The following is a 15,567-nucleotide window of genomic DNA, read 5'->3' as shown; positions in this document are numbered from 1 at the left end:
TGTAACCTGTAGCCATGTTGTTAACTCTCACTCTTGGAAGAGAATCGTTAACCTTTGTAACCAGTGGCTACGATAAACACTTCACGAGATCGAGCTCGAGAAGAGTCGGGTTTTCTAACTTTTACTGTTTTAAACATCTCGCGGACGTCCTTAACGTATTGGTCAAACCCTTCGCCTTGGAATACTTTTACAACAAAACTACCATTGGTAGCTAGAACTTGTCGACACATATCCAAAGCTAATTCAACTAAATACATAGCTCTTGGCTGATCCACAGAATTGTTGCCTGCTATATTAGGTGCCATATCTGACATCACGACATCAACCATGTTTGGTTGTATACGTTCCAACAAGGCATCTAGCACAGCTTCTTCGCGGAAATCGCCTTGTAAAAAGCTAACACCAGCAATCGGATCCATTGGTAACAAGTCACACGCAATGATTTGTCCGTTGTCTCCAACAATCTTAGCAGCATATTGAGACCAACCGCCAGGTGCTGCACCCAAATCCACAATGGTCATCCCAGGAGACAGCAATTTATCTTTCGTTTGAATCTCTTCCATTTTGAAATAAGCACGTGAACGATAGCCTTTCTTTCTTGCTTCATTTGCGTACTTGTCGTCGAAGTGTTCCTTCAACCAACGGCCTGAACTGGCCGAGTGTTTCTGTTTGCTCATTGGATACCTAAATTGGAGGAAAGTACTAATTGCTGAATAAATTATAGTCTTCAGCTTTAGATGGCGTTAAAATAGGTTTTTTCAACCCTAATAGTAAATAAAATTGGCCGCGTAATGAACCTAAGTACCAAACAAAAGCAGCATCTAAAGGGCCTAGCTCACAGTTTAAAACCTGTTGTGCTAATGGGCGCAAATGGACTTACTGAAGCTGTTCTAGCGGAAATCGAATTAGCTCTAGACCACCACGAACTGATCAAGATTAAAGTTGCATCAGAAGACCGTGAGACTAAGCAACTGATTATCGATGCAATTGTACGTGAAACTAAAGCTGAGAAAGTACAGACTATCGGTAAAGTTCTAGTACTGTTCCGCCAGTCAGAAGCACGTAAAATCGAGATTCCACGTAAATAAGCGAGTTTGATATAAGCTAACTTCACTAATAGGAAGCCACAGCGCTTATCTTTTAGTGTAGCGTGAGAAACGAAAAAGGTCGCATTTAGCGACCTTTTTACTTATCAGAAACAAAGAAAATTCAATTAGATATATTCTACTTTGTCGATTTCGAAGTCTTTGTCACCACCAGGGGTAGAGATCATGACTTCGTCGCCTTCCATTTTACCGATAAGACCGCGAGCAATTGGCGATTTCACAGAAATGCGACCCGTTTTGATGTCTGCTTCGTCTTCTGAAACGATTTGGTAGCGGAACTCATCATCGGTATCCACATCAATCAGTGTCACTGTCGTACCAAAGATAATCTTGCCCGTATTATCCATTTGCGTTACATCGATGATCTGAGCCAGTGATAGCTTATATTCAATATCACGGATCTGAGCTTCACAAATACCCTGCTCTTCACGAGCGGCGTGGTATTCAGCATTCTCTTTCAAGTCGCCCAGTTCACGAGCTTCACCAATAGCTGCTGAGATAACAGGGCGTAGCTTAAGTAGGCGATCTAATTCGTCACGTAGCTGCTGAGCGCCACGTACTGTCATTGGAACCTTTTCCATTTTTTACCTCTATGCCAAAACTTTCTTTGGCGAACATAAATACACCCAACGTATTTATTGGGTAGTAGAAACAAAACGATTTGGCTTAGTGTAAACAAACTTTATGGCTAAATCATCTTTATTCCACTTTGCGTTATAAAAGCTGTATCTAGGTCTAAATTACAGATATCACAAAAATGAATAATAACGCCCCAATCAATAAGACAACAAGAAAATACCTAAAAAAACAAAAAACAAACAAAATAAACACAGATCACACTTTTATAAAAGACACATTAAAACAACAACTTAAATAACAACAAATATAATAAAACAGTGTTCATTTTTTGGTTTTATATCATTTTACTAACTGGCTATGGAACTTTAGAGGTAAAACGTAACCCATGGATTGCACTGGCATTTTTCAGACTTCTGTTCTAATCATGATTATGAAGCCTGATTAATAGAGGCAATACACAAAAGGGGTCAAATCCTTAATAAAACTTCTATGGACAGTAATTAGGAAATAATAACATGAACAAGACTATGATCGCGCTTGCTGTATCTGCTGCAGCTCTTGCTACTAACGCAGTGGCAGCCGACGGTAAACAAGCTGGTGATATTGCCGGTACTTCTGTATACAGCTCAAACGGCACTTCTCTAGAGATCGGTGGTCGTGCAGAAGCTCGTCTATCGATGAAAGATGGCAAAGCTGACGACAAATCACGTGTACGTCTTAACTTCCTAGGTAAAGTTGAAATCCAAGACGGCCTATACGGTGTGGGTTTCTACGAAGGCGAATTCACAACTGCTGAAAACGGCGGCTCTACTGATAACAACGACGGCGACATCACTAACCGTTACACATACGCTGGTATCGGCGGTACATTCGGTGAAGTAACTTACGGTAAAAACGACGGTGCGCTAGGCGTAATCACTGACTTTACCGATATCATGTCTTACCACGGTAACTCTGCTGCAGACAAAATCGCAGTAGCTGATCGTTCAGACAACATGCTTTCTTACAAAGGCCAATTCCAAGACCTAGGCCTAAAAGCAAGCTACCGCTTTGCTGACCGTTCTGAAACTAGCGGTGAGTTCAACGACAACGGTAAAGATGGCTACTCTCTATCTGCTATCTACGCAATCGGCGATTCTGGCGTTAAGCTAGGTGCTGGTTACGCAGACCAAGATCAATCTAACGAATACATGCTTTCTGCATCTTACCGCATCAGCGATTTTTACTTCGCTGGTGTATTCACTGATGGTGAAAAACAAGCAACTTTCAAAGATGCTGATGGCAACGTTTTTGAATTCAGCAACCAATCTGTAGACTACACTGGTTACGAATTCGCAACTGCGTACACGCTAGACCAAACTGCATTCACACTAACGTACAACAACGCAGAAACTGACGGTGAAACTTCAGCAGACAACGTTGCTATCGATGCGACTTACTACTTCAAGCCTAACTTCCGTACTTACATCTCGTACAACTTCAACCTAATCTCTGAAGGCGACAAGATTGGCGGGACTTCTCTAGTAAACGGCACAGCATCTAAAGCACAAGCTGAAGACGAGCTAGCTCTAGGTCTACGTTACGACTTCTAATTCTAATTATTTAATTGTTTAATTGTTTAATTGAGAATCAAAACGCCCGCTATCTAGCGGGCGTTTTTTATATCTGTATACTGAAAACATCAGCCATCCAAGAAATCTTCTATGCGCCTTCTATCCACACTACTTGTATGTAGCTTTTCCATTAGCGCTTTCTCAGTTAACGCTTTCGCTTACCCCCCTCTAGATAAACTGCCTGATGGCAGTAGCACCAGTGTGATTTTGGAATCCCTGAGAGGCGATTCAAACAAAATGAATTCCAACAGTGATCGCTTCTATCCCCCCGCTAGTACTTTAAAGCTGGTGACAGCTTTGGCGGCTAAGTTGGAGTTAGGGGATGACTTTCACTACACGACCAGCATTGTTCGTTCTGGTAATGACTCTATCATTTCATTTAGTGGCGACCCAACGCTGCAACGAGAACAGCTTAAAAGCCTTTTGGCTCAATACGCTAAGTCTCAATCAAGAACCATCAAAGGCAACTTATACCTCGATAACTCGACTTTTACGGGCTATCAGCGAGCGGTGGGGTGGCCTTGGGACATTCTAGGCGTTTGTTACAGCGCGCCTTCTAGTACAATGACCTTAGACAGCAACTGCGCACAAGCCTCTATTTATACAAAAGATAATGGTGCGACACGCGTTTATATTCCCGCTCACTATCCGATAGACGTGACGACCACCGCTGCCACGGTAACTCGCTCTGGGCAGAAGGCAACACAATGCGACTTGGAGCTCATCACGACACCAGATAACGCTTACAAGCTCTCTGGTTGCTTGGTTGAGCGTAAAAAGCCACTGCCACTCAAGTTCGCGATTCAAAATCCAGAACTTTACACCTATCAAGTCGTTACATCGCTTCTCAAAGAACTGAAAATAGAAGTAAAAGGTGATGTGATTATTGGTAAAAAAGCGCAAGCAGACAAAACCACGTTAGTCGCTAGTCACAACTCAGAAAAGCTTCCTGAACTGCTCGATATCATGCTCAAGAAGTCGGATAACCTTATCGCAGATAATCTAACTAAAACGCTAGGAGCCACATTTTATGTTCAACCAGGCAGTTTCAATAACGGCACTGAAGCAATAAAACAGATACTGCTGACCAAGGCTAATATTGACCTCAGTAAAGCGCAGCTCGTCGATGGTTCAGGGTTATCCAGAAATAACCGAATGAGGTCACAGACCATGGCTCAAGTGCTTCGTTATATCTGGGAAAACGATCAACAGCTCAGCCTGATTGAGGCTATGCCTACATCTGGCACTGATGGAACGCTCAAATACCGTCAGAGCATGAGAAAAGCACCGATTCAAGGCAACATTATCGCCAAGAGTGGTTCTCTATACGGCAGTTACAACATGGCGGGATACGGATTAGATAAAGCGGGAAAACCAAACTCTCTGTTTGTACAATTTGTCCGTGATTACTTCCCTGAAGAACAAGATCCAGACAAACCAGTGGAAGCACCTATCACCCAGTTTGAGCGTGCTTTCTACGAAGATGTGGTCGAGTTCAGTCAAACACAAAGCAAATCTAAGTAATGCTTAGCTCTGTGTAAACTTCTACTCAAACAATAAAAATGGCGCTGAAGACCTTAAATCTTCAGCGCCATTTTTGTTTCTCAGATGTATTTAGCTATTTTTATAGGAGCCTATTTTTATAGGAGCTAAGCGATACCGAGGAATGAGTTAACCACAGTGAAGTAGATCCACATTCCTGAGATATCAACTATGGAAGCAAGCACTGGGCTCACTAACACCGCTGGATCAAGCTTAAATAGCCTAGCAACTATCGGCAATCCGCCACCCAGCACGGTTGATATGGTCACCTGAATAAACAGCGCTACCGCAATAGCTAACGCAATCATGTTGATATCATAACCACCTGTCGCTTGGTTTTCACTAAAGAGCAAAATACGTCCAATCATCACTACAGCAATCGCTAAAGCTAAACAAATAGCAACTCTAAACTCTTTCCACAGAACGTTAGCCCATTGGCGTTTTTTTAACTCACCTGTGGCCAAGGCTCTGATCACCAAGGTCGCGGCTTGTGTTCCGGTATTACCACCAGCTGCAGCAATTACCGGCATGTAGATAGCCAAAAGTACCAACTGACTGAGAATGTCTTCATATTGAGCAATGATAAGCCCTGAGACGATGCCCAATAGTGCTAACGCAATAATCCAACCGATACGTTGCCTAACGTGGCTCATGACGCCAGTAGAAAGATAGCCCTGCTGAGGTTCTACCTCTGAGTAAATCAGCCCTAGTTGGTGAGCTAGATGTCGAGAGCGCTTCTCAAAGCCCTGCTCTTCTAGCTCACTAAGTAAAGTCTGAATCGTACTCAAAGAGCATTGCCCCAGCACTAACACCGCATCTTCGATCGGCATTCGGTTCAAAAGGTTAATTTGTTGTTCACGTCCGTACTGTTGAAATGCATTCGACACAGCTTGGATGTCTTGCTCTGAGTACAGAGCTTCAATAGATAAAAAAGTGTTGTTCATTACCGTCATGGCGAATCTCCCGATTGGCAAAGGTAACGACCATCAAAACAAATAGCCTATAGCTAATACACCAAGAGCGTACAGCTAAGCGCACCAAGAGCTGAAAGCTACTGATGTGTCTACTTGTTAGAATCTAGTGTGTGGAAAAGAATGCGGGGGAAAACAAAGATACCCTACCTGAACGGCAGGACAATAGATCAATACCGAGACAGGTTATTCTTCTCCATTCAAACTAGGAGGATGGTCGGTATTGTTCATAAAAATCTCCAGAATTACTGTCAATTTGACAGCGCGCATAGTGTAGCAATAGGCGTTTCAAAGTTTCGTCAACTTTCGGTCAATAAAAAAGGCATCCGTGGATGCCTTTGGTTCAATTATTGATGTGCATTATTACTTAATAGTAATACGAGCAAACTTACGCTTACCTACTTGGTAAACGGCAGTACCTGCTTCAGGCACGAATTTGCTGTCTTCAATCTTCTCGCCTTCAAGCTTAGCCGCACCTTGCTTGATCATACGCATCGCATCAGAAGTCGAGTTTACAAGACCCGCTTCTTTTAGAACGTTTGCAATTGGCAGGCCTGCTTCGAATTCAAACTCCGGCATTTCATCAGGAACTTGGTTCTTAGCAAAACGGTTAACGAACTCTTGCTCAGCGGCTTCAGCATCTGCTTCACTGTGGAAACGAGCGATGATCTCTTTAGCAAGAAGCACTTTAACGTCACGCGGGTTCTTACCTGCATCAACGCCAGCTTTCAGTTCCGCAACTTCTTCAAGAGGACGGAAAGACAGCAGCTCGTAGTAGCTCCACATTAGATCGTCAGAGATAGACATGATCTTACCAAACATCTCGCTTGGTGCTTCGCTAATACCGATGTAGTTATGCGCAGACTTAGACATCTTCTTAACACCGTCTAGACCAACAAGTAGTGGCATCATTAGTACCGCTTGTGGTTTTTGACCTGCTGCTTTTTGCAGTTCACGACCCATTAGAAGGTTAAACTTCTGGTCAGTACCGCCAAGCTCAACGTCGCTCTCTAGTGCAACAGAGTCGTGACCTTGTAGAAGTGGGTACATGAATTCGTGGATTGCGATCGGTTGACCACCAGCGTAACGCTTTTTGAAGTCATCACGCTCAAGCATACGAGCAACAGTTTGGTTAGAAGCAAGACGAATCATGCCTTCAGCGCCAAGCTCAGATAGCCATTCAGAGTTGAAACGAATTTGCGTCTTCGCAGGATCTAGAATCTTGAATACTTGCTCTTTGTAAGTTTCAGCATTCTTCAATACGTCTTCGCGGCTTAGCGGTGGACGTGTTGAGTTTTTACCTGATGGGTCACCAACCATTGCAGTGAAATCACCGATAAGGAATGTCACTTCATGACCAAGCTCTTGGAAAGCACGAAGCTTGTTAAAGATAACCGTATGGCCTAGGTGGATATCTGGAGCTGTTGGATCGGCACCCAGCTTAATGCGTAAAGGACGACCTTCTTTTAGTTTTGCAATCAGTTCGTCTTCTGGAATCAGTTCTTCTACGCCACGTTTGATCTCGGCTAGTGCAGCTTCAATACTCGCCATTCTTGTTCACTCCCACAGATTTGGCAAAAATACATTAATTAGACATCTTACTTGAATAGCGATGTATTTTGAAACCAGTTACACTATTCCGTCGTCGATTTTCATAATATTTACAGAACGAACCGGAACATGTTGTCTATTTTTGCACGCCTTCCTATTTTGCACCGGGCTTTTATCGCATTTTTTAGTGCCATAATTTTCGTCGCGATTTTCTTACTCCCCGACGTCAACAGTTTGCGTGACGATTCGGGCGCTTTAGTTGTGGGAAAACATTACCCACTGACTATCAATGCCTCTGCACTTATTAGCTCAAGTGACGCTCCACCGACGGCAGTGCTCAATTGGGAGAAATACACCGTTCGCTCTGGCGAAAGCACCTCTGTTTTATTTGAACGTATTGGCCTCTCATACCGTCTGCTGATCACGCTACTCAATACCAATAATGATATTAAGAAGCAGCTGTCTAACCTAAGACCTGGTGATGTCTTGCAGTTCGGCTTTGATGAAAACAACGACCTTATTCAGTTAAAACGACAACTTAGTGCGTTTGAAAGCTTCAAGATCACTAAATCTGGCGATTCTTTCTCATCAAGTTTCGACAAAAAAGAAGTGGTATACCAATACAATTATGCCGAAGCCAACATCACCTCTAACTTCTGGAACGCTGGCGTCAGCGCAGGTTTAACCGCAAACCAAATTATGGAACTGGCCGGCATCTTCGGTTGGGATATCGACTTTGCGTTAGATATTCGTAAGAACGACAGCTTCAAAATCTTATACCAAGAGAAAGTGGTTGAAGGTGAAGTAGTTGGTCGAGGTAAGATCATGGCAGCCGTATTCAAAAACCAAGGCGATTCATTTACCGCGGTATTGGATGATAAAAGCGGCAACTACTTCGATGAAAATGGTCGTGCGATGAAGAAGGCGTTCTTACGCTCACCAATTGATTTTCGTCGCGTAACATCGAACTTTAACCCTACCAGGAGACACCCAGTAACCGGTAAGATTCGAGCTCACCGCGGTACTGACTACGCAGCCCCTGTTGGCACGCCTATCTGGGCAGCCGGTGACGGTATTGTTCAGAAGTCAGGTTACAACCAATTCAATGGTAACTACGTGTTCATCCGCCACAGCAACACCTACATCACCAAGTACCTGCACATGAAGCGACGTATGGTGAAAACCGGTCAGCGCGTAAAACAAGGCCAAACCATTGGTACTTTGGGCGGTACAGGCCGTGTGACTGGCCCGCACTTACATTATGAATTCTTGGTTAATGGCGTACATAAAAATGCGCGTACCGTGAAATTGCCTCAATCCAAGTCGTTAACTGGTAAAGCAAAAGCAACCTTTATTGCCAACTCAGAGATTCGATTAAGAAACCTTGAGCGATACGGTCAGTTACTAGCGACTAACTAGGCGTTTGTAGCTTCACTGCAAAATAGAAAAATGCAAAGAGCGCCCATCAAGGCGCTCTTTTTTATGCTCACATACCACAACTAGCTACTGTTTTTCAGGTTTGTTGTTCCGTCCAAGCATTAACAAACAAGGGGTTAATACTAAAGTCAGCACCGTGGCAAACGCCAAACCACCAGCAATAGCGGTCGCAAGCTGTGACCACCATTGTGTACTTGGCGCGCCAAACTCTATCTTTTGATTAATCAGGTCGATGTTCATCTCTAACACCATCGGCATTAAACCTAAGATAGTCGTAACCGTCGTGAGCATTACTGGCCTTAAACGCTGAACACCGGTTCTTAGAATCGCATCTCGCTTGTCCAAGCCTCTTTTGATGAGCTGATTATAAGTATCAATCAACACGATGTTGTTGTTCACGACTATGCCGGCGAGCGCTATTACCCCAATTCCCGACATCACAATGCCAAACGGACGTTGGAAGATCAGTAAGCCAACGAACACGCCAACGGTCGAAAACAATACAGCACTCAGAATCAAAAACGCTTGATAGAAGCTATTGAACTGAGTAATCAGAATCAAAGCCATTACCGCCAAAGCAACCAAGAAAGCACTTTGTAAAAAGGCTGACGAGTTTTCTTGTTCTTCGTTTTGACCACGGATGCGAAATTCCACGCTACTCGGCAGCCCTAGCTCACTCAATGCTTGTTCGATCTTTGGTAGTTCGAGAGCAAGGTTATACCCTTCTTCCATATCCGCCATGATGTTCACCACACGCTTGCCATCAAGGCGTTTAATGGTGTCTTGCTTATGGTCGGGAACGATCTGAGCGAAATTAGTAATAGGTACTAAACCTGCTGGCGTTTTCACCCTAAGCTGGTCGAAGCGCCCGATATCACGCTTATCATTAGGGTAGCGCACCAAGATATCGACCTCTTCTGAAGAGTCATCGGGCAGATAATCACCAATCTTGAGACCATTAGTCACGAATTGAACGGTATTACCCACTAAGGTCGCATCAGCTGCAAAGCGCGCAGCATCGTCGCGGCGAATATCCACCTTCCAATCGATGCCATCTTTACTCGCAGTATCGCTGATATTGGTCAGTGCTTTATTTCCATCAGCCCAACCTCTCACAATTTTTGCAGCCTGATTGAGCTGCTCTGGAGTTCTTGCCGACAGCTCAATCACTAAGTCATTTTCAACCGGAGGCCCAGCATCAGGGAACTTATATTCAATCTCAACACCAGCGTATTGATCGGTTTGTACCTTCAACTCATCAATAATCGCCTTAACGCTGCGTCGATATTGCCAGTCAACAGGCGTAATTGAGATCAAACCAATCTGGTCGTCACCACCAGTACGCGTGTAAACGGTATCGAACTCATCATGATTGAGCATCATCAGTTCAATATCACGCATGATGTCATCCTTTTCTTGGATAGACAGATCCCCATGCGAGCGAACTTTGACATTAAAGAATGGCGGATCAACTTCTGGGAAGAACTCTGCACCTAGACCCGCTTTTGAATAAGTAAAACCAACTGCAACCGCGAGCAGTGCCGCACTGAACAAAATCTTAAAGGGGTGTTTAATCGCTAAAGAAAGCGTGTGGTAGTAAGCCTTGGTTAAACCAGTAGCCTGTGAAAAGTCACCATTATGCAGTGCGACCATTCGAGCTTGGCTTTTAGACGATACGTATTGAGGTTTGCCAATCAAACCGCCCAGCACGGGCACAAACAACAACGCCATGATCAATGATGCAGTTAAAGTCGCGATCAGAGTTAGTGGTAAGAACTTCATAAATTCGCCCGTCACATCAGGCCAAAACAGTAACGGAGCAAATGCGGCTAAGGTTGTGGCAGTCGATGCGGTTATCGGCCACGCCATCCGTTTCGCTGCATCTCGGTAAGCGGCTTTGCGCCCTTCACCCTCTTGCATTCGCCTGTCTGCAAATTCGGTCACCACAATCGCACCGTCTACTAGCATCCCCACCGCCATAATCAGAGAGAACAGCACTACGATGTTGACGGTTAAGCCAAACACCGAAAGAACCAATAACCCGGTTAGGAATGAGCCTGGAATGGAAATACCCACTAACAAAGCGGTACGCACACCAAGAATCGCGATGATAACGATCACCACCAGAATAATGGCGGATAAGATATTGTTTTGCAGATCATTAAGCATGATCTTCACATCTTTAGATTCATCCCAGGTGTATTTGACCAACAGGTTATTTGGCCATTCCGCTTGCTGCTGAGCACCAGCCATTACCGCTTTGACTAGCTCAACGGTTTCGATAATGTTCTCACCTGCACGCTTCTTGATATCCAACACCACCGCAGATTTGCCATCTAAACGAGCAAAACTTTCAGGATCTCGAAACGCTCGACGAACCGTAGCGACATCGCCAAAAGTGACCACCTGCTTGCCATCCACTTTAATAGGCAACTCAAGCACGTCTTTTAAGGAGTTAAATACCGAAGGGACTTTGACAGAAAAACGTCCGTAGCCAGTATCAACAAAACCTGCGGCCACCACTCGATTGTTCAGAGCGATCAGATTATAGATATCCGCTTGATCTAAGCTGTAGCTCTCCATCAATAACGGATCGACAATGATCTCGACGATGTCAGCGCGATCGCCCGCAATATCGACTTCAAGGATTTGGCGATAGCTTTCTAATTTGTCTCCAAGCTCTCGGGCAATTTGCACTATGGTGCGCTCAGGAACGGTACCGAATAGCACAACAGACAAAACAGGTTGCTCAGAAGCCAGCGTCACCTCATTTACGGTCGGTTCGTCACTGTCTTCTGGTAGTTTTGGTTTAGCCAGATCAACCGCGTCACGCACATCGGCCATTGCTTTGGTGAGATCGACGCCAACATTAAACTCCAACACAACAGAGGCATGCCCTTCTGCTGCGGTTGCTGTCATCTCTTTTACGCCTTCAATCGACCTCAGCTCTTGCTCAATAGGTCGAACCAATAAACGTTCTGCATCCGTTGGCGAGATCCCTTGGTGCCCGACCGAAACATAGATAATTGGGATGGTAATGTCTGGGCTCGATTCCTTAGGTATCGTGATATAGGTGACGACACCGGCTACAAGGATTAACGCTAAAAGGGAGAGCATTGTTCGAGCACGAGACAAGGCTGCATCAATAATTGAATACATCGGTTATCTCCTACTCTGCGGTTACGTTAGAGAGTTCAGCGACTTGCTCAACAGCAATCACCGAATCACCATCACGCACAAACCCTTGGCCTACTGTGATGATATCGACGCGTTGACCTAGCCCCGTGAGCCACACTCCATCTTGTTCGGCCTTTACTAGCTGAATGCCTACAAACTTCACCGTTGGTGAGTCATCGACTGAAACCAAGGTTTTGACCCCTAGGTTACCCGCCTCATCCAATGCTAGCATCGCCGGTGTTATCTTTATTGCATCTCTTGTTTCTAGGTTGAGTTTAACTTCGGCACTGACACCTGCTGGTAATAGGCCTTTAGAGTTATCGATTTCTATCTCGATTGGGAAGGTATTAGTAGCAACAGAAGAGATACGAGAAACATAGCGTAAACGGCCTTCCGCTTCTTCTCGCCCTAACAAACGAACCAAAGCAGATTGATTGACTAGCAAATGTTGGATATGACGCTCACTGACATCCGCCTCAATAACCAAAGGAGCGAGGTCAATCACGCCAGCAACAGGATCGCCAACACTAACGAAATCACCGAGCTCCACCATCAAATCTTGAACCACACCCGAAAAAGGCGAAGTAATCACAGTATTCTTTAAAGCCAATTCCGCATTGCGCATCATGGCTTTTGCTTCTGTTAATGAAGCCTCAGCTGTGGTGTAGGCGATTTCACCTTGCAGTCCTCTTTTCTTCAGTGACTGCGCCGCTTTGAACTCTTTCTGCTTCAAGCGATATAACGCAGATGCTCGCTCTAGTTGAATCTCTAAATCACCCTTATCTATCTGGGCAATGGCTTGTCCTGCTTTAACCATCTCCCCCTTAACAACATTCAATCTGACAATCTTACCCGCGACTTCTGCACCTAGACGAGCATGCCTATCGGGCGCCGTTCTTCCATAGAGATCAATCGTTTTAAAGGTCGGTGATGAGGTGAAGGTTTGAAAGGAAACCTTAGCCAGCGGAATTTCTGTTGCCTTTTTTTCAGGTGACTCTTCTGCTTGCCCTACGCCTAAACCAAGCCAGATCGACAACAACACGACTAGAGTCAGAGAAACCAGCCACGGCTGCTTCAATTTCTGAAAAAGTGGTGAGTTAGAAAATAGAGTGGGCATAACAAATCCTTTTGTCCGATGTCATTCAGGCGCGCTAGTTGGCTTAATAGCGTGATGTGCAACTTCCTTATGCACAAAGGTAACCTTAACAGACCAATCCTCAACGAAGTTGGACGCTATCGACAGTTTAAAAAATATGCCGTGTACTAAAAATGAGAGGAATGCTTTGAAAAGTAATAAGTTACTAAGTAAAAAAAAACGCCGAACATAAGTTCGGCGTTTGAAATGTATCTAATACAGCTTTGAGCTCAAGCTATTTTCAACTCATGCTATACGCTGAATGATGCGCCACAACCACATGTTGTTGTAGCGTTCGGGTTGTTCACAAAGAAGCGTGCGCCTTCTAGGCCTTCAGTGTAATCAACCATGCCGCCCATTAGGTATTGTAGGCTCATTGGATCAACAACCAGCGTTACACCGCTGTTTACAATTGTAGTGTCGCCATCATTTACTTTTTCATCAAATGTGAAGCCGTATTGGAAACCGCTACAACCACCACCTGTAATGTATACACGCAGTTTTAGTTCTGGGTTTTCTTCTTCAGCAATTAGCGTTTGTACGCGGGTAGCTGCTGCATCAGAAAAAGACAATGGGATATTTACTTCGCTCACGACAACCTCTCTTACCTGTGTCAAAAACAACATGATACAAATCTAATTCGAGACCATAGTTGTTGAGTATTTTCTTATATTCCGGTGATTATCTAATACCTGACTGAAACGTTCAAGTATTCACCACAGGATCGGTCCTTTTACTGCTGTAAACTCACCAATATCTAACAATTAAAACGTGTAACCACACAAAACAACCAGATTCGGGTGATTATCTGGGCGAAAGCATTCCTAGTTGGATTAGGGATAGGTACAATGCGTGCCAATTGGTCCGACAGTCAAAAGAGGATATATCAATGACCAAATCAGCAGAGCTGTACGAAAAAGCACAGCAAACTATTCCTGGTGGCGTAAACTCTCCAGTTCGTGCATTCAATGGCGTAGGTGGTTCTCCAATCTTCGTTGAACGCGCTGATGGCCCACTTATTTTTGATGCTGATGGTAAAGCGTATATCGATTACGTTGGCTCTTGGGGTCCAATGATCCTTGGTCACAACCACGCGGTTATTCGTGACGCAGTTATTGCAGCAGCTCAACGCGGCCTTAGCTTCGGTGCTCCAACCGAAACTGAAATCAAAATGGCTGAACTGGTATCTGAGATGGTTCCATCAATGGAACAGCTACGTATGGTGAGCTCAGGTACAGAAGCAACAATGAGCGCGATTCGTCTAGCTCGTGGCTTCACTGGTCGTGACAAAATTCTTAAGTTTGAAGGCTGCTACCACGGCCACGCAGACAGTCTACTGGTAAAAGCTGGTTCCGGCGCACTGACTTTAGGTCAACCAAGCTCTCCTGGTGTACCGGCTGACTTTGCTAAGCTGACATTAACGGCAACCTTCAACAATCTAGATTCAGTACGTGAAATCTTCGCAGCAAACAAAGGCGAGATCGCTTGTATCATCGTTGAGCCAGTAGCGGGTAACATGAACTGTATCCCTCCTGTAGAAGGCTTCCACGAAGGTCTACGTGAAATCTGTGATCAAGAAGGTGCATTGCTAATCTTTGATGAAGTAATGACAGGTTTCCGCGTTGCTGAAGGTTGTGCTCAGGCTTACTACAACATCAAGCCAGACCTAACGTGTCTTGGTAAAGTGATTGGCGGCGGCATGCCTGTCGGTGCTTTCGGTGGTCGTAAAGACGTGATGCAATACATCGCACCAACTGGCCCTGTTTACCAAGCGGGTACGCTTTCAGGTAACCCTGTTGCAATGGCTGCTGGCTACGCATGTTTGAACCTTCTACGAGAAGAAGGCAACGAAAAGCGTCTAGCTTCAAAAACTAAGCAGTTGGCAAAAGGCTTCAAGCAACTTGCTGACAAGCACGGCATCCCGATGCTAGTTCATCAAGTTGGCGGTATGTTTGGTTTCTTCTTCACTGACCAAGAAACTGTGACGTGCTACGAAGATGTAACTAAGTGTGATGTAGAACGCTTCAAGCGCTTCTTCCACCTAATGTTAGATCACGGTGTTTACCTTGCACCTTCAGCATTCGAAGCAAGCTTTACTTCTCTTGCTCATGGTTCAAAAGAACTTGATGCAACACTAGAAGCTGCTGACCGCTCTCTTGCGATCATTGCTGCTGAAAGCAAATAATCGAAAGCACTTTATAAGTCGCTAACCGATTGAATTTAGGGCTGCATTAAATGCAGCCCTTTTTTATATATCGCGCTCACCAGCCACAAATATGACAGCTTATTTAGCCGTCGACTAAGGCTAAAGCTGAACCAAAAGCATTAACGTTCCCAGAAAAGGAAAACCAACAACATCAAGGTACCAAGGAACATTCTGAACCAAGGGATCTCTTTTTTTGTTTGCTGTTCTTCGTCTTGGCATTTCTTATCTTTATTACAGCATCCCATTATCA

The 15,567-nt window shown here is 44.6% G+C and carries 13 protein-coding genes; 5 read left to right on the top strand and 8 right to left on the bottom strand.

Annotated features, from left to right (window positions below):
- Window positions 1-47 precede the first annotated feature (47 nt).
- On the bottom strand, window positions 48-677 hold the full coding sequence (gene rlmE, locus AB4371_RS01430; RefSeq protein WP_017059396.1) for a 23S rRNA (uridine(2552)-2'-O)-methyltransferase RlmE: 630 nt from the start codon (window positions 675-677) through the stop codon (window positions 48-50).
- 114 nt (window positions 678-791) lie between these two features.
- Here rlmE and yhbY point away from each other — a divergent pair, with 114 nt between their 5' ends.
- Window positions 792-1,088, top strand: a complete 297-nt coding sequence (yhbY, locus tag AB4371_RS01425) for a ribosome assembly RNA-binding protein YhbY (protein WP_004738252.1) — start codon at window positions 792-794, stop codon at window positions 1,086-1,088.
- Window positions 1,089-1,213: 125 nt separating this feature from the next.
- Here yhbY and greA read toward each other — a convergent pair whose 3' ends face one another.
- A complete protein-coding gene (greA, locus tag AB4371_RS01420; RefSeq protein WP_017059397.1) occupies window positions 1,214-1,687 on the bottom strand; it encodes a transcription elongation factor GreA in 474 nt (157 codons plus the stop codon).
- 513 nt (window positions 1,688-2,200) lie between these two features.
- On the opposite strand from greA, the gene AB4371_RS01415 reads away from it, so the two are divergent.
- The gene (locus AB4371_RS01415; RefSeq protein ID WP_372148708.1) at window positions 2,201-3,277 is read left to right on the top strand and encodes a porin; all 1,077 of its coding nucleotides are present in this window, start codon (window positions 2,201-2,203) and stop codon (window positions 3,275-3,277) included.
- Between the two features lie 111 nt (window positions 3,278-3,388).
- Window positions 3,389-4,822, top strand: coding sequence for a serine-type D-Ala-D-Ala carboxypeptidase (gene dacB, locus AB4371_RS01410; protein WP_372148705.1), 1,434 nt, complete (start codon window positions 3,389-3,391; stop codon window positions 4,820-4,822).
- 125 nt (window positions 4,823-4,947) lie between these two features.
- Here the strand turns inward: dacB and AB4371_RS01405 are convergent, their stop codons facing one another.
- Together AB4371_RS01405 and tyrS are read right to left on the bottom strand one after the other, a co-directional pair.
- Window positions 4,948-5,793: a magnesium transporter gene (locus AB4371_RS01405; protein WP_372148702.1), complete on the bottom strand. Its 846-nt coding sequence runs from the start codon at window positions 5,791-5,793 to the stop codon at window positions 4,948-4,950.
- A gap of 381 nt (window positions 5,794-6,174) precedes the next feature.
- Window positions 6,175-7,362 carry a tyrosine--tRNA ligase gene (tyrS, locus tag AB4371_RS01400; protein WP_017059402.1) on the bottom strand — a complete coding sequence of 396 codons (1,188 nt, stop codon included), beginning with the start codon at window positions 7,360-7,362 and terminating at the stop codon, window positions 6,175-6,177.
- A gap of 129 nt (window positions 7,363-7,491) precedes the next feature.
- Here tyrS and AB4371_RS01395 point away from each other — a divergent pair, with 129 nt between their 5' ends.
- Window positions 7,492-8,781 (top strand): peptidoglycan DD-metalloendopeptidase family protein, encoded by a 1,290-nt coding sequence (locus AB4371_RS01395; RefSeq protein ID WP_065584911.1) that lies wholly within the window; start codon window positions 7,492-7,494, stop codon window positions 8,779-8,781.
- An 84-nt stretch (window positions 8,782-8,865) separates the two neighbouring features.
- Here the strand turns inward: AB4371_RS01395 and AB4371_RS01390 are convergent, their stop codons facing one another.
- The 3 genes from AB4371_RS01390 to erpA all read right to left on the bottom strand — a co-directional run bounded on the left by AB4371_RS01390 (window position 8,866) and on the right by erpA (window position 13,704).
- Entirely contained in the window at window positions 8,866-11,958 is a 3,093-nt protein-coding gene (locus AB4371_RS01390; RefSeq protein WP_017063268.1) for an efflux RND transporter permease subunit, read from the bottom strand.
- Between the two features lie 10 nt (window positions 11,959-11,968).
- Window positions 11,969-13,093 carry an efflux RND transporter periplasmic adaptor subunit gene (locus AB4371_RS01385; protein WP_372148699.1) on the bottom strand — a complete coding sequence of 375 codons (1,125 nt, stop codon included), beginning with the start codon at window positions 13,091-13,093 and terminating at the stop codon, window positions 11,969-11,971.
- A 269-nt stretch (window positions 13,094-13,362) separates the two neighbouring features.
- Entirely contained in the window at window positions 13,363-13,704 is a 342-nt protein-coding gene (gene erpA / locus AB4371_RS01380; protein WP_004734539.1) for an iron-sulfur cluster insertion protein ErpA, read from the bottom strand.
- Between the two features lie 296 nt (window positions 13,705-14,000).
- Here erpA and hemL point away from each other — a divergent pair, with 296 nt between their 5' ends.
- Window positions 14,001-15,296 (top strand): glutamate-1-semialdehyde 2,1-aminomutase, encoded by a 1,296-nt coding sequence (gene hemL, locus AB4371_RS01375; RefSeq protein ID WP_010436060.1) that lies wholly within the window; start codon window positions 14,001-14,003, stop codon window positions 15,294-15,296.
- Between the two features lie 140 nt (window positions 15,297-15,436).
- On the opposite strand, the gene AB4371_RS01370 is transcribed toward hemL, so the two are convergent.
- A complete protein-coding gene (locus tag AB4371_RS01370; protein WP_004734537.1) occupies window positions 15,437-15,562 on the bottom strand; it encodes a hypothetical protein in 126 nt (41 codons plus the stop codon).
- Window positions 15,563-15,567 lie beyond the last annotated feature (5 nt).

This window comes from Vibrio sp. 10N.261.51.A3 (assembly GCF_041471965.1).
Taxonomy (GTDB): domain Bacteria; phylum Pseudomonadota; class Gammaproteobacteria; order Enterobacterales; family Vibrionaceae; genus Vibrio; species Vibrio crassostreae_C.
The sequence above is the reverse complement of the archived record's forward strand: the minus strand, read 5'-3'. Positions and strand labels throughout refer to the sequence as shown.